At 46.7% G+C, this 21,506-nt stretch carries 18 protein-coding genes; 7 read left to right on the top strand and 11 right to left on the bottom strand.

The features are described from left to right. Positions 1 to 81 precede the first annotated feature (81 nt). The 3 genes from RID53_RS15080 to rpsF form a co-directional block, all read right to left on the bottom strand. On the bottom strand, positions 82 to 2,175 hold the full coding sequence (locus tag RID53_RS15080) for a tetratricopeptide repeat protein (RefSeq protein ID WP_446388881.1): 2,094 nt from the start codon (positions 2,173 to 2,175) through the stop codon (positions 82 to 84). A gap of 322 nt (positions 2,176 to 2,497) precedes the next feature. Further along, complete coding sequence (locus tag RID53_RS15075; RefSeq protein WP_446388880.1) at positions 2,498 to 3,103, bottom strand: hypothetical protein; 606 nt, start codon at positions 3,101 to 3,103, stop codon at positions 2,498 to 2,500. A gap of 213 nt (positions 3,104 to 3,316) precedes the next feature. Beyond that, a complete protein-coding gene (gene rpsF, locus RID53_RS15070; protein WP_446374826.1) occupies positions 3,317 to 3,646 on the bottom strand; it encodes a 30S ribosomal protein S6 in 330 nt (109 codons plus the stop codon). Between the two features lie 839 nt (positions 3,647 to 4,485). Here rpsF and RID53_RS15065 point away from each other — a divergent pair. Beyond that, positions 4,486 to 5,277 (top strand): fumarylacetoacetate hydrolase family protein, encoded by a 792-nt coding sequence (locus RID53_RS15065; RefSeq protein WP_446388879.1) that lies wholly within the window; start codon positions 4,486 to 4,488, stop codon positions 5,275 to 5,277. Positions 5,278 to 5,355: 78 nt separating this feature from the next. On the opposite strand, the gene RID53_RS15060 is transcribed toward RID53_RS15065, so the two are convergent. Then, positions 5,356 to 5,832, bottom strand: a complete 477-nt coding sequence (locus tag RID53_RS15060; RefSeq protein WP_446388878.1) for a Tic20 family protein — start codon at positions 5,830 to 5,832, stop codon at positions 5,356 to 5,358. 166 nt (positions 5,833 to 5,998) lie between these two features. After that, the gene (locus RID53_RS15055; RefSeq protein ID WP_006102198.1) at positions 5,999 to 6,196 is read right to left on the bottom strand and encodes a hypothetical protein; all 198 of its coding nucleotides are present in this window, start codon (positions 6,194 to 6,196) and stop codon (positions 5,999 to 6,001) included. Between the two features lie 231 nt (positions 6,197 to 6,427). Here RID53_RS15055 and glyA point away from each other — a divergent pair, with 231 nt between their 5' ends. The 6 genes from glyA (at position 6,428) to RID53_RS15025 (ending at position 13,741) form a co-directional block, all read left to right on the top strand. Continuing rightward, on the top strand, positions 6,428 to 7,711 hold the full coding sequence (gene glyA / locus RID53_RS15050) for a serine hydroxymethyltransferase (protein ID WP_446388877.1): 1,284 nt from the start codon (positions 6,428 to 6,430) through the stop codon (positions 7,709 to 7,711). A gap of 156 nt (positions 7,712 to 7,867) precedes the next feature. Continuing rightward, on the top strand, positions 7,868 to 9,124 hold the full coding sequence (locus RID53_RS15045; RefSeq protein ID WP_446388876.1) for a competence/damage-inducible protein A: 1,257 nt from the start codon (positions 7,868 to 7,870) through the stop codon (positions 9,122 to 9,124). Positions 9,125 to 9,476: 352 nt separating this feature from the next. Continuing rightward, positions 9,477 to 9,617, top strand: a complete 141-nt coding sequence (locus RID53_RS15040; protein WP_446388875.1) for a hypothetical protein — start codon at positions 9,477 to 9,479, stop codon at positions 9,615 to 9,617. A gap of 9 nt (positions 9,618 to 9,626) precedes the next feature. Then, positions 9,627 to 10,100, top strand: a complete 474-nt coding sequence (gene aroQ, locus RID53_RS15035; protein ID WP_446388874.1) for a type II 3-dehydroquinate dehydratase — start codon at positions 9,627 to 9,629, stop codon at positions 10,098 to 10,100. Further along, a complete protein-coding gene (locus RID53_RS15030) occupies positions 10,100 to 11,080 on the top strand; it encodes an ADP-ribosylglycohydrolase family protein (RefSeq protein ID WP_446388873.1) in 981 nt (326 codons plus the stop codon). Before aroQ ends, RID53_RS15030 begins: the two co-directional genes overlap by 1 nt. Before the next feature lie 162 nt (positions 11,081 to 11,242). Continuing rightward, positions 11,243 to 13,741 (top strand): HD family phosphohydrolase, encoded by a 2,499-nt coding sequence (locus tag RID53_RS15025; protein ID WP_446388872.1) that lies wholly within the window; start codon positions 11,243 to 11,245, stop codon positions 13,739 to 13,741. Here RID53_RS15025 and RID53_RS15020 read toward each other — a convergent pair. From RID53_RS15020 to RID53_RS14995, 6 genes are all read right to left on the bottom strand, one after another. Next, positions 13,720 to 14,958, bottom strand: a complete 1,239-nt coding sequence (locus RID53_RS15020) for a glycosyltransferase family 4 protein (protein WP_446388871.1) — start codon at positions 14,956 to 14,958, stop codon at positions 13,720 to 13,722. The two genes, RID53_RS15025 and RID53_RS15020, sit on opposite strands and share 22 nt — an antisense overlap. 305 nt (positions 14,959 to 15,263) lie before the next feature. Then, the gene (locus RID53_RS15015; protein ID WP_446388870.1) at positions 15,264 to 15,935 is read right to left on the bottom strand and encodes a hypothetical protein; all 672 of its coding nucleotides are present in this window, start codon (positions 15,933 to 15,935) and stop codon (positions 15,264 to 15,266) included. Between the two features lie 253 nt (positions 15,936 to 16,188). Continuing rightward, positions 16,189 to 17,334: a glycosyltransferase gene (locus tag RID53_RS15010; RefSeq protein ID WP_446388869.1), complete on the bottom strand. Its 1,146-nt coding sequence runs from the start codon at positions 17,332 to 17,334 to the stop codon at positions 16,189 to 16,191. Continuing rightward, positions 17,327 to 18,046: a methyltransferase domain-containing protein gene (locus RID53_RS15005; RefSeq protein WP_446388868.1), complete on the bottom strand. Its 720-nt coding sequence runs from the start codon at positions 18,044 to 18,046 to the stop codon at positions 17,327 to 17,329. The genes RID53_RS15010 and RID53_RS15005 overlap by 8 nt, the downstream gene beginning before the upstream one ends. Before the next feature lie 42 nt (positions 18,047 to 18,088). Then, positions 18,089 to 18,922 (bottom strand): glycosyltransferase family 2 protein, encoded by an 834-nt coding sequence (locus RID53_RS15000; RefSeq protein WP_446388867.1) that lies wholly within the window; start codon positions 18,920 to 18,922, stop codon positions 18,089 to 18,091. Positions 18,923 to 18,957: 35 nt separating this feature from the next. Continuing rightward, positions 18,958 to 21,423 (bottom strand): IS4 family transposase, encoded by a 2,466-nt coding sequence (locus RID53_RS14995; RefSeq protein ID WP_446388866.1) that lies wholly within the window; start codon positions 21,421 to 21,423, stop codon positions 18,958 to 18,960. Positions 21,424 to 21,506: the final 83 nt, after the last annotated feature.

Raw genomic sequence — 21,506 nt, 5'->3', positions numbered from 1 at the left:
AAAACCCGTCCTGACTGAGTTCAAGAAACACCCCGAAACCCGACACCCGACACCTGACACCCGACACCCCGACACCCCCCTCTACAGCCGTGGCAAAATTTCCGGTAAAAGCTGACCCGGTACCTTAGACAGTGCCAGATTTTGCCCACTAATCCCTTGTTCCTGGTAGAACGTGCGAATAGTTTTAATGATATAGTCCAAAGAGGTTTGGTAAACATCCGATCGCGCCGCGACTCCCCTACAAGCTTGAACATGCTGATGGAGGGCGGTTTGTAGATGGTGGGATTGATCCTCTTTTCCCGCACCCAAAGACGGTTCAGTGGCAAACTGATAATGGGCAAGTCCCAAATTATTCCGAGTGGCGATAACATCAAAATTAACCGATGTCGGCGGCTGAGTCTGTGCCAATTCCTCGGCTAACGCGATCGCGACCTCGTAAGCCGCGATACAATGGCGTAAATAGTCTGCTCGTCTCTGATGGTCTTCCACACAGCGATCCGCCAGATGCCAATACGCCGTACCCAAATTATTCTGAGTCGCGGCACAGGCAGCCGGAGACACCTCTGGGGTACGATAGGTTAACGCATCTTTATAGGCTATCACCGCTAACTCCAGCCAGGTTTCCGGTTGTTCATACTGTGCCAGATTCCAGTAAGCTGTACCTAAATTATTTTGAATCATCGCCCAATTCGTAGCATTCGAGCGACTGTTGTAATAACACAGGGCTTCCGCATACGCCCCAATTGCTGCCTGTAAGTTATTGACAGGAGAGTGATGTTGTGCTAGATGCCAATAGGCTGTGCCTAAGTTATTTTGGGTAGAGGCATATTTGAGCGGGTCATTTTCTGGATTACGATAGTGTAATGCCTCTTCGTAGGCTCGAATCGAGAGTTCTAAGTTATCCGCGACATCATGATAGCGAGCCAAATCCCCATAGGCTGCCCCTAAATTATTTTGGATCATGGCATAGGTGTGGGGCGCGTCTTGAGCCGTTAATTTGGTTAATGCCAACTGATAAGCTTGAATCCCCTGTTCCAGATACGATAGACGCACCCCTGTATCCTGGGGACATCGGGAAAGCATCCAATAGAGATTTCCCAAATCATTAAGAACATCCGCCACGTAGGGCGAGGTATCATCTAACCACTGCAACGCCTGCTCATACGCCTGAATCGCGATCGCTAAATTTTCTTCTGAGGTGTCTCCTTGTTCAATCGCATGACGGTAATGATTCCCCAGTTGTAAATACGCCTCAGCGGGTGACGCGGCTTGGGGGAGATCTGGGGATTCCGTTGAGGTATCCGCAGGATGTTGGGATGTAGGCGGATTTTGCGGCGGTAATGGTGTTTCTTCCATCTCAAAGTCCACAGCCCCCAGCATCCCTTTGCCATTCAAATTAGCACCAGACTTGCCGTTAGTCGGGGCAATAAGGGGTTCAGTCTCCTCGCTAGAATGTCCATTGTTGCCCACACTATTTTGGAACAACTGCAAATCCAGATTTTCGTCCACCTCCTGGGTTAGCACCGTCTGCAAGGTTTCTTGGAACGAAGCCGTCGTCTCCTCTGTCTCCTCTGTCTCCTGAGTCATCACCGCCGTGGGAGAGGCTTCGGGTTGAGTCGCGCCAACCGGGGGGAGTGGGGTGGGTTCCCCTTCAAACTCGAATACCCCAGTATGCCACCGCCAAAATTCCGGTACAGACTGAACAATGGAATGGAACCAAGGGCGGGGTAGCCAGAGTATCACATTGGCGTCTAACTGGGGCAAATAGCGCTCAATCGACTGTAAACGCCGGAGAAACAGTTGCTGTACTGTTGGGGATTGACGGGTTAAGCGTTCAACACCCAGGAATTGGAAACTGGGAGGGGATGTCGCGATAGGAGAATGGCGATTTTGAGCTAACCAGGTAGCTATTTGGGCAAAGGGATGGGGATCATTGACATTAATGTTCAGGCTGACTAAATTAGTAGAGCTTGAACCATTAGCAGGCGCGATCGCAGAAGTTGTCCCCAACTCTCCATGAAGTTTGCCCGCCAGACGATTCCGCAGACTCAGATCATCACAAATCGCCACAAAAATTTGACGCCGTAGTCCGAGACTGAGAGCAAGTTTCAAGCGTTTATAGATTTGCCGATTCCAGCTCGAAATTTTATGGGCAACAGTATCCGTTACAGTCATGCTGGTAGGGTCTAGGAGCGTCGGGCAACAAGAGGACGAGATTTAAGGGAAAGACTTGATCGTAACAACGTGATCGTAACAACGAGTACCGAGCGATCGCGAATTGGGCAGAATCGCGATAAAACCTGAATGATGAACAATAAGAAAATCGCAATTTTAGAGGATGTTTAGTTCTATCTACCTACTCGTTGCATAATCAGTAGTTGAGAGTAATCTTACTATGACTCTTCCTACTATTGTTGCCTAAGTCAGGACTTATTGGTTGAAGGGTTGCCTGATTATTGACAGCAGATTCTAATCGAGCCGTTTCTCAACAAGAGATTTAATCAAAAAGTCCGATGAGAATTTGGGTGAGCTGTTCTAGGTCGTCGGGCACCCGATATAACGTAATGTCTTGGGTGATGCGATGTTCGGTTCTCTCTATTTTGCCAAATCGCCAAGCATCTCCAATCGTGACAGCACCGTAGAGAATGTTTTGTTCTTCAACTTGGGTTAATGCTATCAGTTCCACGGCTAACTGTGTAAAACCTCTGGTCAAGTCATCATGTTTCGCCTCAACCACAATCAGACCTGTCTTCCCCCGCACAAGGTAGTCCAGGTTACCTTTGAGCCAATGATTCACAGTTAGAGGGTATTCAATACGAATTTGGCACTGGCATAACCGGGCAACTTCCAGCAGTACAGGAAAGACCAAAGCTTCCCGTCGCGCCGCTTCGTTACTCAAGCTGGTTAATAGGAGAGTGTCCTCTAGCCGCTGCTGCAATGCTGGGAGTTGGTCAAGTTGCTTTTGAGACAGGGGTAAAGATAGACGTGACTTGTGAAGGGTGTAATCAAACTCGGCAAGAATATCCTCTGCCTCGTAGGGCATCTGGAAATAAGATCGGAAGGTATAGGATTGTCCTTCTTGGAGAATTTTGGTCTTTGGCACGGGCGGCTTGTCCTTTTGATGTCATCCCAATTCTAATCAGATGGTTAGCCTCGATAGTGCTAGAGACGCGCCATGGCGCGTCTCTACATAAATGATGTGTCCTAACCGCCTTTGCGGTTGCTTGCGACTTAATAATTTACCAAGGAGACTTGGCTGAGTTCATGAATTTCAGCTTTCCTCACTGGTACTTTATTTTTACGCCGCTCCCTATCCCTAAGCTTCTACCTCAACCGGTTCGGGTTGGGGTTCGGGGGGAAGTTCCTGTTTCAGCGTCAGATAACGAATAACCTCATCTCCATAGCGCATCGCTCGCTGAATCTGAGCCACATGAGTCGGGGGCGCTTTATAGTTCATTTGGATATAGACGCCTTCGCGGTGTCTGTCGATGGGATAAGCCAAACGACGCTTACCGCGATGTTGGATGTCAATCTCCTCACCGCCTTGCTCTTGCAGGAGATCTTTATACTTGGTCACCGCTTGGTTAACCTGCTCCTCTGACATATCAGGACGCAGGATGTACATCATTTCGTAACTATCGCTCACAAATGGTCTTCTCCTTATGGACAATTGGGCTTCTTTTGCTGATTCGGGATAGCCACAGCGTTTTCACCAAGAAGCTATCCCGCTCAAAGAAGCAAGGATAGGAGCAGATTTGACTGCTTTACTCTATGGCAAATCTGGGTTCTTTCCTACCTCTAGGCTTGAGTGCAAACAATCCGCCCAGATTATACTCTTGCAATTTTACTATTTTTTGGTAGTGAAGTATCCCAACTTGCTTCGCTGAAGTTGGAGCTTCCAACCTCTTAAAAACAAGGACGGTGTTATTCGTCTTTGGAATTTCCCGCTTCATCCGCCGATGCCTCCAAAGTTAACTGAGCGAAGTCGAAGTTGCCCTCTATTGGTCTTATTCAGCGTCCACAGGCAGTCGCCCGCCTCCCGCAGGCATTGATATTTTGTTAGTCCGCTTGGTTAGAGCGGTTTAGGGTTGGAGTTCCAACCGAATAATGCCAAAGGAACCTCTTGCGCTATTCTTTTCTGAATAGTGAGGACTTCCGCGATTACGTTAATTCTAGCTAGCTGCCAGGTTGATCTCCTTACCGCGCCACCTTTTTCGGGGTGGTCGCTGAGTGGGGTTGACGCTGCGTTGAAAACAGCCCCTCTTGGGGTCTTATTATAGTCTCGGAATGCCCTCCCGCGACTTAGGCAGCACTCGGTTTTCGTTAACTGCTTGTTTCTTATACTACAGCAGTATAGACTATCCGAAAAATTTTAAAAGCCATCCTACAAGACAAGGACGCGGATTGTGACCCATTATTTCCGGTCAATCAAAATCCCATATCAGTAGAATGCTCTCATTCAATTACCAAGGAATCTCTAATATCATGGCGCAGCGCTACGTCCGAATTAAAACGGCTCAAGGGCAAACCTACTATGGCTTGCTGCAACTCAACCGCAGTATCCAGGTTTTGGATGCACCACCTTGGCTACAGGGTCAACCCACTGATCTGGAGTTAGCGCCGGATAGTTATACCCTATTAGCTCCCTGTGCGCCATCCAAGATTGTCGCCGTGGGCAAAAACTATATGGATCACGCCGTTGAAATGGGAACACCTGTTCCCCAGGAACCCTTGTTGTTTCTCAAACCACCGACAACCATAACGGCGGCGGATCGAGACATCCAGTTTCCGCCTCAGTCAGAACGGGTGGACTATGAGGGAGAGTTGGCGCTGGTTATTGGTGAACTCTGTGTAGACTGTACGCCCGAACAAGCCCAAGGAAAAATTTGGGGGTACACCATCGCCAACGATGTCACCGCTCGCGACTTACAAAAACAAGACGGTCAATGGACGAGGGCAAAGGGTTTTAATACCTTTTGTCCCCTAGGACCTTGGATTGTGCGGGAGTTGAGTGCTGGGGCGAAGTTGCAGACGTTTTTAAACGATGCGCCAGAACCTGTACAATCGACATCCATTGATCAAATGGTATTTGCCCCGGACGTCTTAGTCTCCTATATTTCTCAGATTATGACCCTGCTTCCTGGGGACGTAATCCTTACCGGTACGCCACGAGGGATTGGTCCAATGCAAATCGGCGATCGCGTCCGTGTGGAAATTGAGGGAATTGGTCATTTAGAAAACACTGTCGTCCCCCGTCCTGCACCCGTCACTCTTTAACCAGTTTTTTGGTAAATATTCCTCAAACCCTTACATAAACGAATGACCAATGACCAATGACCAATGACCAATGACCAATCATCGAACTTGGGCGTAAACCGCTTCCGAAAGTGTGGGAATTTCGGCGTAGCGCCCCAGCAATGACTGAACTATCCCGTAGCCGCAAGCCGCAAGCGTACCTAAAAAGATCACGTTGGATAGGGTTTCTAGGAAAAAGTTCGCTCCCAATCCTCGTCCGAGAATGCTCATGGCAAAACTACATAGAACCAGTAGAATATCTAAAAGAATCGCCTGCATCGTATTAAAACGAATAAAGTGGGCAATCCTTTCATTCCGCACAACGGCTAAAAATAAGACAAAGAAAAGAATCAGTCCCGCCAATGGAATTGTGCTTTTAATGAAAATTAAAGGAGAGAGCGGTATAAGAATAATATTTAGGACAGGAAACTGTCTGAGTAGAAAAACACCAAAGGGCAGTGCGTACAATAAAGGCAGCAGATAGGGCAGCGCTGCAAAAATTCGATCTTTAACTGTTGTTGAGCCGCGCCAAGTCATCGTTGCTTCTCCTTTTCGGGTGGTTCAAATCGCTATCTAACTATTTTCAGGATAACGTAGGTGACCCATTTCGATGAACGCTGTCATCTGCCATGGGTCTTATGTCAGGATTTAAGGACTATTTCCGACTCGGACAGTAGTTCAGTTTATTGTCCCAGATGATAAACTATTCAAGGTTAGCGATACGGAAACCCATTTCGCACTCATATTGCTCCGGCTGATGGGGTGTAAGTTTGCGAATAGCATGACCACATCCCAGCTTACCCCGACGCCAACGCGGTTGACCCTTGCTGTCAGCCAGCAAACAGCTTTGGCAAACTTGAGTCGGTGACAAAATTTGCTCTTCGGTAAGAATAACTAACATAGAACACCTCCGGTCAAATCCACTAGACCGCTGATCCCATGTTAATTTACGTCTATAGCTAGAGGCTCTCGATCAACACAGAGCTTAACTTTCATCCCCTCGATACTCGACATCTTCAAAAAGCGGGGCAGATAGGTCATCGTTTGAGCCAAGCAACGGTAACAGGTCGAATGTGGTAAAACTTGTTATGAACCCAACTGGACGGCAAAGCATCGTAAGGTATAGACGGACGTGACTCAAACGAACTTAGATTTTCTCGCCCAAACTGACCCAGAAGTCTCTGAGGGGATAAGCCTTGAACTTCAGCGCCAGCGTGACCATCTGGAACTGATTGCCAGTGAAAACTTTACCTCCCCAGCCGTACTGGCGGCTCAAGGATCAGTCTTAACCAATAAATACGCCGAAGGCTTACCTGGAAAGCGTTACTATGGCGGTTGTGAATTCATCGATAAAGTAGAACAACTTGCTATTGACCGGGCTAAACGGCTCTTTGGGGCGGCTCATGCCAATGTCCAACCCCATTCCGGCGCTCAAGCCAATTTTGCGGTATTCCTAGCGCTGCTCAAGCCAGGAGACACGATTATGGGGATGGATTTATCCCATGGGGGACACCTCACTCATGGTTCGCCTGTAAATGTGTCCGGGAAGTGGTTTAAGGTTTGTCACTATGGCGTTAACGCTGACACCGAGCAACTGGATTATGATCAGGTGCGCGAACTTGCCATCAAAGAACGCCCCCAGATGCTGATTTGTGGCTATTCGGCTTATCCGCGTATTATTGACTTTGAAAAATTCCGCAGCATTGCGGATGAAGTGGGCGCTTACCTGGTGGCGGATATTGCTCACATCGCGGGTTTAGTGGCGACAGGTCATCATCCCAACCCAATTTCTCATTGTGATGTAGTCACCACCACCACGCACAAAACCCTGCGGGGAACCCGAGGCGGCTTAATTCTCACCCGTGATCCTGACATCGGCAAAAAGCTGGATAAAGCGGTGTTCCCAGGAAGTCAGGGCGGTCCATTAGAACATGCGATCGCGGCGAAAGCTGTGGCGTTTGGTGAAGCGTTACAACCTGCGTTCAAAGAGTATTCGGCGAATGTGATTGAAAATGCCCAAGCCCTCGCCAGTCAACTGCAAAAACGGGGTTTGAAAATTGTCTCTGGCGGGACGGATAATCATTTAATGCTGGTGGATTTACGCTGTATTTCCATGACCGGGAAGCGGGCGGATCAACTGGTGAGTGGTGTGAACATTACCGCGAATAAAAATACGGTTCCCTTTGATCCAGAGTCTCCCTTTGTCACCAGTGGCTTACGTCTTGGGTCTCCCGCAATGACGACACGAGGGATGGGCGTGGCTGAATTTACCGAGATTGGTGATATTATTGCCGATCGCTTACTCAATCCAGAGGATGAAACCATCGCCGTTGATTGTCGGCGTCGCGTGGCTCAATTGTGCGATCGCTTCCCCTTATATCCCCATCTCAATATTCCTGTACCCACAATGGTGTAATTTTGTCATTCGTCATTCGTCATTTGTCATTCGTCATACTCGCTAAGCGAGAAGCAAGCTACGTCATTCGTCATATAAGGGAGCGTCAAGTCGGCTGTTTGCTATTCTCTATTTATTTTGCCCAAGGACAAATGACCAAGGACAAAGGACAAACCAATGAGCGCAGAAATCATTTGTGTTGGTACAGAGTTACTACTGGGGGATATTCTGAATACGAATGCCCAGTTTTTAGCCCTCGAACTGGCAGATCTGGGTATTCCTCACTACTATCAAACCGTTGTGGGAGATAATCCCTCTCGGTTAAAGCAAGTCTTGGCAATGGCGTGCGATCGCTCGGCGATTCTGATTTTTACGGGAGGATTGGGACCGACACCCGATGACTTGACGACGGAAACCTTAGCGGATTTTTTCGGTGTTCCCCTGATTGAGCAATTTGACATCATTGAGGATATTGCTCGCAAATTTGCTCAACGGGGGCGTCAAATGACCCCCAATAATCATAAGCAAGCCCTGATTCCGGAAGGGGCGAAGGTTTTACCAAACCCCAAGGGAACCGCACCGGGTATAATCTGGCATCCACGCCCCGGTTTAACCATTCTTACCTTTCCCGGTGTTCCCAGTGAAATGCAGCGGATGTGGCGAGAAACGGCGGTTCCCTATCTCAAAGGTCAAGGTTGGGGACAACAAATTATCTATAGTCAAACCTTACGATTCTGGGGGATTGGGGAATCCGCGTTAGCCGAAAAAGTCGCGTCATTTTTTGACTTAACCAACCCCACTGTCGCCCCCTACGCCTCTCAGGGAGAAGTCCGGTTACGGGTTAGCGCCCGTGCGCCGTCTCAAGGGGAAGCTTTACAGGTAATTGAGCCTGTTGTCAAGCAACTGCGGCAAATTGCTGGGGCTGACTATTTTGGTGTGGATACAGATACCCTAGCCTCGGTTGTGGGTCAGCTGTTACAGGACGTGAATCAAACGGTGAGTGTAGCCGAATCCTGTACGGGAGGCGGTTTAGGCAGCATGTTGACAGCTATTCCCGGAAGTTCTGACTATTTTAAGGGTGGGATAATTTCTTATAGCAATGACGTAAAAGTCTCCTTACTTGGCGTTAAGTCATCAGATCTGGATAAATGGGGGGCGGTGAGTAAACCTGTTGCCCAGCAGATGGCATTGGGTGTGCGATCGCGGCTGACGACGGATTGGGGTGTGAGTATTACTGGCATTGCTGGACCCGGCGGTGGGAATGAATCTAAGCCCGTGGGGTTGGTGTATATCGGTCTGGCGACGCCAGATGATAGAGTTGAGTGTTTTAAATATAACTTTGGTCGCGATCGCGATCGGGCTTCGGTTCGTCATTGGAGTGCCTGTTATGCCCTCGACCAACTGCGACGCCGACTATTGGAGCAATACCATTAGGCTCACATCTAACTTGAGTTATAACTAAAGGTAGAGAAGCCAAAACCGTTGCGATCGCAGGATCGACTCCATATTCCATTTAGGGGATAGCTAGGCTTTGGGGTTCTGTGTTATGCTGAACGTTAAGAAATGCAACAGATGGGTTAAAACGATCCAGACGGTGCATAGGAATAGGAAAACCGCTCAGTTTAATATCAGCGTCATAGTCTTAACTTGGGTAAGGTTTTCACCAAAGCGCCCAATAAAGCGCCCAAGAGTTCCCCAAGTAGTGCTGTGAAAGGCTTCTAGCACTCGTCCTGTTGTTAAGACGGTCAAAAACCTATTAAGTTGTCTCACAGGAGCATTCAGTTTAATGGATTATATAGAAAAGGTGTTGGAAAAACTGAAAGAATGGGCACGCAAGCTGGTTGGAACCCTCTTGGGTCCTGAACCTCAGCCGGAACCCGAACCCATCCCCATTCCAGTTAATAATCCACGCCGTCGTTCTCGGTAATTAGTTAACGTGCCGAATGAAGCTCGGAGTTCTTTGAGTATTCTCGTCCTGCATGGTCCAAACTTGAATCTTCTAGGACTCCGAGAGCCTGGTATTTATGGATCTGTGACCTTGGCGGAAATTGACCAACTCCTGCAACAGGAGGCGAGTTCATTATCCTGCCAAGTTGTGACATTACAGTCCAACCATGAAGGCGTTTTAGTTGATGCCATACAAGCAGCGAGAACACAGCATCATGGGATATTAATCAATGCTGGTGCTTACACTCATACCAGTGTAGCCCTACGCGATGCCTTAGCCGCCGTAGCCCTGCCTGTAGTGGAAGTCCATCTGAGTAATATCTATCAGCGCGAACCATTTCGACATCACTCCTTCATCGCCCCCGTAGCTGTCGGTCAGATCAGCGGTTTTGGTGCCGAAAGTTATCGCTTGGGACTCTTAGCTCTCGTCCATACCCTGAAAACAGGGGCAAGAGCAAATTAATGCAGCATTCTCTTCTGTGCCGATTTCAAGGAGCATTACTGGGTAGCTTAATTGGTGAGCTGGTCAGCCATCACCTTGATCAAGGACTCGGTGATCCAGGTGGCAGACAATCGCTTCAGTTCACCAAACGCCAACCCAAACCGAGTCAGTCCCACCCCTGTATCCCCAAACTCTCCGCTTGGAGTCAAATCGCCACTTGTGGACTCGAGAGTTTAATTGACACAGGCAGACTGAATCTAGACGATTGGCTGATTCGCTGTCGCCAAACTCAACCCTCACTCCTAGAATTGAAAGGGAAAGCACAAAGCAGTGAAGCAGCAGTGGCAACTCTGCAAATGGCGCTTTTTTTTCACGAAAATCAAGAGTGGTTACGGCAACACCTGGTTCAGGCGGCAGCAATTTGGCAACTCGAAACCGACGCCTCGGCTGGGGTGTTGGCAATCGCTACCGCCATGGCTCTGACTCTCACCGAAACCCTTAACCGAACAACCCTGATTCCCCACATCCTTAGGGGCTTGGGGACAGAAGAAACCATCTTAACCTACCAATTACAACAGATCCAAACCCTCATAGAAGCAGGTACAGATTTAGAAACCACCACGAGGAAGGTGCGCCGTCTAGCCGCAAAATTAGGTAATAGGGGGGATGCCTCAGATATGGCGATTGCTTTAGCCTTTTATTGTTTCCTCTATACACCCGAAGATTTTCGTCTCTGTGTCATCCGTGCCGTTCGTAGCGGTTACCAAAACCCAATTACGGCAGCTTTGACAGGGGCATTAGCGGGTGTTTATAACGGTATCAACGGTATTCCAGTAAGCTGGCGAGTTGCTGCCCTAAAAATTCCGGTCTTCAAAAAGAGGCGACAATTAACAGACCAATTACTAGCGGTTTGGCTAGGGGTTTATGATCAAAACCAAATCAATGGTCGGTACAAACAAGCAGCCGTTGCTGCACCGGGTATCATTCAACGTCGTTTATAAGTTATAGATAGGTGGGTAAACCATGTTTTGTCAGCTAAAAAGAGCTAAACTCAAACATTACAGCCGACTAACTGAAACCCAATGAACTAACCGCCAATTCCCCCACCTGTCTGCCTCGCGGTTTCACCGCTACCGCTCACCTAAAAAGGCAACTCTTCTGCTATGAAAACGCTCCACTCGTTGACGCAACAGCTAAACCACCTGCGGCAAAAATCTGAGCAATTTCGTACCATCCTTCCATTCGTCGGATCTGATGGTCATCTTTCCCCTGAGCAAAAAAAGCCAGGTCATCCGTTAAAACAAACCCTTTCTTTCCTGGGGACAAAAGGCAATCCACCACCATCAGCAAAGCGGCAAGGACGTTCACCCGTCATGTTTATCTTAGCCGTCGTTTCTCTCACCAGCGTGATGGGCAACCGCTTTTACAATCAACCAACCCTCGATGTGGGTAGGGACGCCCCCTATACCATTCGCGCTCGCTTTGACGCCAGTGTTGAGGACACAAAAACCACAGAAGAAAAACGCAAAGAGGCTCGGACGGGTTCGTTCCCGGTTTTAAAGATTGACAAATCTGTGAACCAAGAGATTGATCAAAGCCTACAACAATCATTGGACAAAATAGACCAATGGCGAGAAATTAGTGGTTCGTTTCCGTTTGTCCCAACCTCCGTGCTGTCCGCCGCCACCCAGCAGTATCTGCGCCAGAGTGAAGCCTGGGAATGGCAAGCTATTGTTGCTTTCGTCGAAGATAATGCTCCGGTTAACCCCTTTGAGCCTGGCGTGGTTATCCCGAACCGAGAGAAAAAACCGTTGACTCGGGAGTTTGTCCAAGCAGTAAGCGAATTGCAAAGTTACCGTCAAGTAGCATCTACTCCAGCCTTCTCTGAGTTGATGCAGACAGCCAGTAAAGCTCGTCAGGGTTACCAAAAGGCAGTGGCTCAACTGTCATCAAGTGTAACCCCGGAATCAACTCCTGCCTATGATGCATCCGTACTCGATCTGTCTGATTCGGCTTGGCAGAAAACTCGACAGGGAATTCAGGATGCCACTCGCCACATTCTGACCCAAGGAATTCCGCCGGGATTGCCCTCGGATCTATTAGACAATGCGGTAGCGGTGCAGGTGAGTACACTGGTTCCGGCTGAGGCACAACCCTTAGCCGTGGAATTCCTGACCTCTAACTTAAAGCCCAATCTAATCGAAGATACAGAACAAACCAAGCGCCGGGCAGAACAAGCCGCTCGATCTGTAGATCCTGTGATGGTGACGGCTCAAGAAGGAGAAGTTATTGTCGAAGCGGGCGAGGAAATTACCCAGGCGGATTTTGTCCTGCTGGATTACTACGGCTTGAGTCGTCGCGAAATTAACTGGCTCGGGCTGATTGGATTTGGCGGTTTGGTTACCGGGGGAGTTGGTATTTTTTGGTTGGTCGAACGTCGAGTCCATCCCCCCCTGCGGCGACGTGACCATATTTTGGTGCTGCTGTTGAGTTTAAGTACGCCCGTCTTGGCACTCTTGGGGGGGCAATATAATAGCCTGCCCGCGATTGGGTTGTTAGTGGGGAGTTTTTATGGGTCAAGCTTGGGTGCGACTGTGGTGACACTGTTGACCGGGTTGGTCACATTTAGCATGGAGGTGAGCTGGGAATTTTTAATTGCGGGGGGTGCCGGGGGTTTGGTGGGAGCGTTAATTGCCGGACGGATGCGATCGCGGGAGGAATTGGCGTTATTAGGCGGTATCGTGGGATTGACCCAGGGCAGCGTTCATCTCGTCCTGAATCTGATTATGAGTGCCAGTGCTGGCACAATTTGGTACGCGGTGCTACCGGGTGCGGCTCTCTACGGGCTATCGGGGTTAGCCTGGAGTATTGTGGCATTGGGACTCTCTCCTTATCTAGAACGCTTGTTTGATTTGGTGACGCCAATTCGGTTAGCGGAGTTGTCCAATCCGAACCGTTCATTGCTCAAACGGTTAGCCACCGAAGCGCCAGGAACATTCCAACATACCTTGTTTGTTGCCTCGTTAGCCGAAGCCGCCGCTCGTGAACTTCACTGTAATGTGGAACTGGTTCGGGCAGGTACTTTGTATCACGATATTGGTAAAATGCATGATCCGTTGGGATTTATTGAAAATCAAATGGGCGGTCCCAATAAACATGATCAAATTAACGACCCCCGTAAGAGTGCCGAGATTATTAAAAAGCATGTCTCTGAAGGGTTGGTCATGGCTCGCAAACATCAGTTACCGAAAGCGATTCGGGATTTTATTCCCGAACACCAAGGTAAACTGCTGATTTCCTATTTTTACTTTCAAGCCAAACAACGCGCTCAGGAAGAGGGGGAAAATTCGGTGAAAGAAGCAGACTTTCGCTATGATGGACCGATTCCTCAGTCGCGAGAAACCGGAATTGTCATGTTAGCCGATGCCTGTGAAGCGGCGCTGCGATCGCTTAAAGATGTTACCCCGGACACCGCCTTAATCACGGTTAAGAAAATTCTCAAAGCCCGATGGGAAGATAACCAGTTAGTTGATTCGGGGTTAACCAAAGAAGAATTATTGATTACGGCGGAAGTCTTTGTCAAAGTTTGGCAACAGTGCAATCACCAGCGGATTGCTTATCCAAAAGCTGCCCTGAGTTGTCAACCCTCTTCTCCAGTTTGAGCGATACCCAATCCGCTTTTGTCAGCCCTGAGAAAACTCGAGTCACAAGTTTGTTGAACGTGCAGTAGTGGTATACCTATCGCTTGGTAAACCTTGGCTGTTTTTTGAATCACGCTGCGATCATCAAACTCTCGCAAGACTTTTTCTCGTCCAGCGACTCCCATGGCTTGGCACAAATTGGCGTCGTTTAAGAGGATCTCAATCGCATCAGCCAACCGCGCCGCATTCTTTACCGGAACCAAAACGCCATTTTTCCCTGGGTCAATTGCCTCTCGACAGCCAGGGACATCAGTGGCGACCAAGGGTTTTTCCATCGCCGCCGCTTCTAGTAAAATACGAGGAACACCCTCCCCACCGTGGGAAGGTAACACGACAAGGGTTGAATGAGCAATGAACTGTTCAATGTTCTCCAGATGACCCAGCAGGTCAACGATTCCTTCCCGTTGCCAGTGTTGTAAAGTGGTCGGAGAAATGGAAGCAGGATTACCCAAGTCTGGCTCACCCGCGATCTGAAACGTTGCCCGAACGCCACGAGCTTTGAGAATATGAGCAGCCTCTACGTATTCTATAACACCTTTTTCTGTAATCAGGCGGGCAGCAAGCAGGACGACTGGCGTCAACGGAACATCTGGTGGATGAAGCGGCGGTGAAAAGCGCTGCAAATCGATACCCGAACTTCTGATCAGTACAGTTCGGTAGGGATTAGTCAGCTTCAGGGTGGTGAAAACTTGCCGATCATCCTGATTCTGAAACACAACCATTGCCCTGCGAGCTCTCAATACCCATCTACCGACGATAATGAAGATGAGTTTCAAGATCCGAGCCTTCCACTCACTGCTACTAAAAATGTAGCCTAATCCCGTAATCGCATTCACCACCCCAGTTGTACCACTTAGCTTAGCCGCGATCGTTCCCACAAGAACACATTTGAGCGTAAAGTGATGGACAGCAGCGGGCTTTTCTTGCCAGTAAATCCGGGTTAAATGACCAATAGTCAAGAGTTCGACCAGGGGATTGATACTGCGCCGACAGAGGCGCAAGGGAATCCAGCGAAATCCTTCGGCTTGCAGTCGGTATACGTAGGGATCTGGGGGAGAAACAAAAATAACCTCGATTCCTCGTAGACGGAGAAATCGAGCCAAGGGTAAGCGGAAGTTGTAAAGATTCCAACCCGTGTTAGCGACCAGCAAAATTTTGGGGCGATGCTTGAACTTCACACGACATATCCTACTAATATGGATAGGTGAATGGCATCGCTAAGTTATCTTCCAGTATAAGCATTTGCCTGGGTTTGGTGAAGAGCTTGGAAGAAATACAACTATCTGGGTGATGTATATAGCGCTTGCCTCCATCAGGCATCAGTATTTTGGATTGGGTGACGGCTAGTCAAGTCTTGCGACTCAATGATCGAAATGTGGCATAAGGGTTTGTAAAAAGAACTCTATCTACAGGAGGATAGTTTTAGTCCGATAAGGTAAGCTGCTCAACCGTCGTATTCTCATCTCCACAGGAAGATGAGCCGCTAACGCATGTCAGGACTGTTTTGGGGGAGCGATGTAAGATCACTGGGCTTACGTGTACGCTTCAGGACTGCCTTAGCCACCAAAGATATTGTCAATAAACCCAAAGTAGATGTCGGTTCAGGTATCGGCTTTGCTTGGGTGACGACTCTAATCCAGTCGCCTGGTGTAGTTGTCTTCATTGATACGATCAACACATTAGAACCAACTTCAGAGTAATTTTCTTGGCGGCTCCATTCTAAACCCCGTTGCGTAAAGCTACCAGGATAGAACGTATGAGGAACACCCAACAGAGTATTACTCGCTGCTTCTAATAAACCGTTACCATCCGACATTACGCCCAGAATTGTGCTGTCAAAAGTCCAGTTAATATTCGATAACGCTAACCGCCGAGAACCTGGAGTATTCAGGAAGATCATGTGGCTACTCACTAGCTGCCCTGCGGCGATGAAGCCACCATCAATGGCGAGATTGGAAGAGAGCTTAACGTTTTGCTTTTCGGAGAAGCCGAGCATGAAATTTGGATGTTCATATCCTGGAAAATTGTAGGAGACGGAACTGGGGGCAGTAATAATCTGTCCACCCTGGCTCACGTTAAGTATAGTAGCTTGGGCTGGAACAGCAGTACTGCAAAGAAGTATCACTTCAGCACTAAAAAGTAATATTTTTTTCATTTTTATTTATAATTCGTGATTGAACGTTACATGCCTTTAAGATTAAAAAGTCGCCTGATCAACTTCATACTATTTGATAGATACACCAGAAGTCGTCAGTCAAATTCCGGAAATAATCTCCCTACTCAACTAGCCTATCTAGGGGTTTTCACGGTTGACAGGCTCCGATAAAAATTTTAACTAAAGATTATTTTCCTTGAGACTCGCAGATATCATTTTGGCTGTAACATAGATTATTTTTCGGGGCGCCCAGCTATACCCCCTGATCCTGTGAGCTGGTTTTGTCTAGCAACTGCTGGTAGAGTGCTTCCCACCTATCTACAACTCGCTCAATGCTGTAATTAAGCTCTACATGCTTTCGACTAAACTGCCCCATTTGTTGACGCTCTTGTGGAGATAAATTCATCATCCGTTCCAGCGCTTGCGCTAAAGCGTCTGGATGGCGAGGGGGAACCAAGAAACCGTTTTTGCCATCCAAGACAATTTCCCCATTACCACCTACATCAGTCGCCACAATAGGTAGTCCAACCGATGCTGCTTCTAAAAGTACCATTGGCATTCCTTCCCACGCCGAAGACATGATATAGAAATCGGCAATATTCATTAAATCAGGAATATCTCGTCTCGGTTCCAAAAATTTGACTTGCTCATGAATGCCAAGAGTTTTAGCTAATGCTTTCATCTCTGGCTTAAGACTTCCCTCGCCAACAAGAGTTAACACTGTATTAATAGAATTTGCTTTAATTCGACTAAAGGCTTGGAGTAAATTCGGATAATCCTTGGGTGGACGAAATCGCCCTACAGCTAAGCCAATAAATTGCTCCTCTAAACTTAACTCCTGTCGTAGGCGTTGCTTGGCTTCTCGATTGGGTTTAAATTTTTGAATATCTATGCCGTTGGGAAGCACCCTAAGTTTTGTTCTTGGTACAGCTTTTATGCTCACATATCGCTCAGCTCCAGCATGACTCTTTTGAGTCGTGATGTCGCAGAGAAAGTCAGTCAATTGATAGACGCATTCTCGCCATCGACCTCCCTCGTTAATGTTGGATGTTGTACAAACTAGCACAGGCAAATGAGAAAATAACCGACTCACCCGTGCCAGAAAATTAGCATGTACCATGTGACTGTGGAGAATATCAGGCTGCCATTGATGTAGTATTCTGGCAAGTTTGAAAATTGCTTTGGGGTCGGGTACACCCCTTTGCATATTAAGGCTTTGAATGGGTAAACCCTCTGATTGAGCTTCTTTCCCCATGGCACCCAACGGTGTCATCGACACAATTTGAATCTCGTATCCCCGCTTGAGTAAAGTACGAACAAGGTACAAAATCTGTTGATCTGCACCACCGAGTCCCATACAAGTGGACAACATTAAAATTCGTTGTTTAACCCTAATCACGGTGTTTGGTTGCTAGCACAATTAGACTTGATGAAAATAAAGGGAATAACCCAGTTAACAGTGTCGTTTCTGCGATACTGAAAGGTTTTAGAATAAAACGTAATAATGGCACAGACAACAATTGTCCGGGAATGACAGTTACAATATCGGGCTGCCACTGATAAACTTTTAAATGACCAAATGTCTCAATAAAGTTCGCGAGATGACCAGGGTCCCAAACTTGACAATGAGTCGGATGATCGGCATAAAGTTTACCCTTTAAGTATTGAAGCAGTCTAGAGGGTCTAACAGGATTAGGAAGAGCAATTAATACCCAATTCCGACTCACTGAAGCTAGCTGTAAAAGTGCGAGAGTGGGGTTAGGGACGTGTTCTAGAACATGAGAGGCAATGACGAGATCGAAGCTGTCCGGAGAGTAATATTGATCTAACGCTTCAACTGAACCTACACGACAAGATGCAAATTGACGGGATAGTTCAATACAGGTAGGATCGAGATCAATGCCTTGAGCTGAAACCTGGGGAATTTGAACAAGAGATTGTAATAGTTCTCCCCGTCCACATCCTACATCTAGGATACTCATAGACGGCTGATTTGTTTGTTCTAAAACTAGACGAACTAAGGAACATATTGCCTGAAGCATCGCCTGATGAATGCGCTGAGACTGATACGTTTTGAGTTCGTAGTTCAGGTGAGGAATAATATCTGGCATTTTTGCAGCAGTAATTCGTGGATTAATCGGGTCAATAGCACTCTATCGCTTTGCCATATCTTCTTCTTTAGATTGAGCCAAAGTACGTCGAACATATCGCTTGAGGGTTTTGGGCATATAGGAATATAAGTATCGACCAAGAGGATACACTCCCATCCATAATGGTAAACTAAGGTCTTGAATAGCCTGCCATTGGATTTGGGCTAATTTTTGTTGCTGTTTTATATAGTTAAACTGTTGATGCCAAAAACTGTTGGGATGTACCCAATGTTCACCGAGGACTTGAGGAATAGTTGCGAGTCGCCAACCCAGACGGACAAAGGCAATCCATAAGTGAAGATCAACCATACTATCTACATCTGGATATCCTCCAGCTTGCATCCAGGCTTTTCTTCTATAGGTAACCAGGGTATGAGCAAAGGGAACACACTTAGCCATTGTCCTAACCAGTTGCTGATGTTCTGTAGCGGGCATTCGGATATACTGTTCTTGGCGATTATCATCTACTAAAACGTAGTGACAAGCGACTAACCCGACATCAGGATGCGCCTCTAAAAACTCGACCTGTAAACGTAAACGTTCAGGATAACTGATATCATCAAAGTCTTGAATAGCAATATAGTCTGCTTGAGTCTGTTCAATTGCATAGTTAAGGGCTTGGCTGCGTCCTAATCGTCCAGGACTCAGGACACGCACACGTTGATCGTTTTGAGTGAGTTCTCTAAGTTGTTGGGCGGTACAGTCAGTTGAGCCATCATCGGCAATAATAAATTCAAAATTGGTATAAGTTTGCTGTAAAATACTAGGCACAGCGCGATTGAAGTAGATTTCACCATTATAGACGGTTGTGACTACACTGAGGTTGGATGAATTCATCTGTTCATTTTAAAATAAAGGGTAAAGGTGATCATTCAAGAAGATTGTCGTCTCGTAAAGCTCGTAGGGTAAGGAGATAAATCAATAATGGGAGTCGGCTGGCTCATCGGCTTAACAACAGTGAAATCTGGATGGATATCAGTCACAAAATATACAACGGGGTTAATGGTCTTACCTTCGGCATAAGCTTGGTTAAAGCGGTTAAGTCCCCAAAAAACTTTTTTCAGAGAAATACGCTCAAACGGAATCCCTAATTCATTAGCAATGGCATCTCCTAAGTCCGCTAGTACTGAGTAAAACAACCAACTCGCCCAGATTTGTACTTGTATACCATTCATTGTACCTGTCCACAAGTAATTCAATCCTAATAGCTGTTGAACGATTTGCAACACATTCTCCAGTCGCCATCTTCGTCGATGAAGATCAGCGACAACATAGGGGGGTAAGATAGTCGGGTCTAATACAGACGTGAGAAAAGTATACCAATGCTGGTTATGGCGGATTTGTACTAGGCGCAGTTTGAGGTGAGACGTCAGCGTTTGACTACTTTTAATAGAAATGATTTGATCTTTCACGCGATAGGTTGAAGTCAAAACTTGTTCGACCTGAAATAATTTATGAGATCTAAGCCTAGTAATAAAATTTATCTGTTTCGCCATTAAACCACTCAAAACCTGGACATGATTAAAACCTCGATCAAGAATCAGTAAGGTTTTTGCTGGAACTAGATTGAGCAATTTTTGAGTAAGATTGGTGTCGTCAACTTTAATTGTGGGAGAAAACCATACTTTAATGGGTATTCGAGTGGGTAGATCGACCACCGTGCAGATAGTTTCTGATGATTGCATATTAGACCGAGGCTGAGTAGTATTGAGTTTAGATCCCAAGAATTCTAAGGTAGAGCGATCAACTGACCAAATTCGTGCAAAATGCTGACGACCCAGAGAAATTGTCGGCGGTAAAGGACGTTTTTTTCGTTTATAGCATCGCTGGATTAACTGAGGCGATATATCTTTAAATACACGCTGCAATAGTTCAGCAGGCATCAATAAAATTCGGTTTATACGTTCTCTTTGAGATAGGCTAAATTCTCGACACCAGAGTAAATCGTTTTGGGCTAAAAACTTAACCAGTTTCTGTACGGAATAAACATTTCGCCATAATAAAAATAATCCGGCTGCCGTCATCAGAGGCAGGGTTAGAATTCGTCCTTTTCCTCCTAGTGAGTAATAGTAAGCGTGTTGGTTAAAGACCGCAGGGGTAAGCAACTGATGGATCTGGGTTAAGACTACCTGATAAGCTGTCTGTTGAGAAGGAAGATTAGTCTGAACCCCACTGTAGTTACCTTGCGTAGAAACAGAGGGGAGTTGATCCTGAACATAGAATCCTGGGGTCATTGACCAAGAAGTTAAATTATTGTAGGGAGACGGCTGCTGGGTTGCCTCTTTTTGAGATATAAAACCAGCACTTAATACAATCAATAAAGGCGCAACCTTAGAGCGATGACGCATTGCTGTCCCGTAGTTAGACGTTCCCAAAGCAAATACACAAGCTATGCCTAAACAGAAAATGAGTACACACCAAGCCAGATTGCTTCGTTTTAATCGATTGCCATTTTTAACAATTAATAAAATAAAGCAGGTATAAATCCCAACATCAATTAGCCCAATAATATCTTTTGTATTACTCACCATCCAGGGAAAAGGAGTAAGAATTAAATAAACAAGTCGCAGGGGAACTTGCCAGAAAAAATCTGTGGGTGAGCGAATAACTAAATCGGGCAGATAACCTGCCCGACCAGCTAAGGCTCTAGATTCTTGTTTGTGAGCTATTATAGCTAAATCTCCCGACTGAATTAAATCCTGTATTTTCCCAAATGCTACTCCTGACCATATCACTAATCCCAGACCTCCTATCGCAATTAAAGCAATCAGGGTATTGCCGATAAGACGACCTCCCCTCTTTTTGAGAAAAGCTTTGGCAGAATAAAAAATGGGAAAGCCAGCGTAAAGAACGATTCCAGCAAAGAAGGCTGTATGTAGCACTGAAGCCAGAACCATGACAGAGAAACCGATAACAAATGATTGAGCCTTACCCCGCTTTAGCCAGACTAAAAAGTGGTAGATACTTAATGTGAACAAGTAAGTTAAAAGAGCTTCTCGAACTCTCCATGCCGAATAAAGTGATAAAGTAGGAAATAAGGCACAAACCCATGCTGCCCAGATGGCAGGACGTTCACTCCAAACAATTTTAGTAATCAGGTAGACATTAAGAATTAATAAAGTTCCCAGCAATACATTAATTGCCTGAATCATTAAAGAACTGGTGCTATCAGTAATTATATATAAAGTAGCCATGAACCAAGCATACATAAATGCTCCGGTTCGGAAATACTCTAAAACACCTGGAAAACCTGAAATTGACCAAAATTCAGCTAACCGTTGAAATCCATCGTCTTCCAAAAAGTTGTTCCCCTGAAACGACAAGTATACGATAACCAATGCAAGTGATGCACGAGTCAAAAATCCAACAAGTAACGGGACTTTAATTTTGGTGAATCTGTATGAAATGAATACTGTGGTAA

Source organism: Coleofasciculus sp. B1-GNL1-01 (assembly GCF_040220235.1).
Taxonomy (GTDB): Bacteria; Cyanobacteriota; Cyanobacteriia; order Cyanobacteriales; family Coleofasciculaceae; genus Coleofasciculus.
Note: the sequence above shows the minus strand (reverse complement) of the source record. Positions and strands in the feature narration are given on the sequence as shown.

Excerpts from the sequence above, each read along its gene's own strand:
- RID53_RS15000 (WP_446388867.1), bottom strand. The coding sequence starts at position 18,922 with ATGAATTCATCCAACCTCAGTGTAGTCACAACCGTCTATAATGGTGAA.
- RID53_RS15015 (WP_446388870.1), bottom strand. The coding sequence starts at position 15,935 with ATGAAAAAAATATTACTTTTTAGTGCTGAAGTGATACTTCTTTGCAGT.
- RID53_RS15045 (WP_446388876.1), top strand. The coding sequence starts at position 7,868 with ATGAGCGCAGAAATCATTTGTGTTGGTACAGAGTTACTACTGGGGGAT.
- RID53_RS15060 (WP_446388878.1), bottom strand. The coding sequence starts at position 5,832 with ATGACTTGGCGCGGCTCAACAACAGTTAAAGATCGAATTTTTGCAGCG.
- RID53_RS15055 (WP_006102198.1), bottom strand. The coding sequence starts at position 6,196 with ATGTTAGTTATTCTTACCGAAGAGCAAATTTTGTCACCGACTCAAGTT.
- RID53_RS15080 (WP_446388881.1), bottom strand. The coding sequence starts at position 2,175 with ATGACTGTAACGGATACTGTTGCCCATAAAATTTCGAGCTGGAATCGG.
- RID53_RS15040 (WP_446388875.1), top strand. The coding sequence starts at position 9,477 with ATGGATTATATAGAAAAGGTGTTGGAAAAACTGAAAGAATGGGCACGC.
- RID53_RS15065 (WP_446388879.1), top strand. The coding sequence starts at position 4,486 with ATGGCGCAGCGCTACGTCCGAATTAAAACGGCTCAAGGGCAAACCTAC.
- RID53_RS15025 (WP_446388872.1), top strand. The coding sequence starts at position 11,243 with ATGAAAACGCTCCACTCGTTGACGCAACAGCTAAACCACCTGCGGCAA.
- RID53_RS15005 (WP_446388868.1), bottom strand. The coding sequence starts at position 18,046 with ATGCCAGATATTATTCCTCACCTGAACTACGAACTCAAAACGTATCAG.
- RID53_RS15030 (WP_446388873.1), top strand. The coding sequence starts at position 10,100 with ATGCAGCATTCTCTTCTGTGCCGATTTCAAGGAGCATTACTGGGTAGC.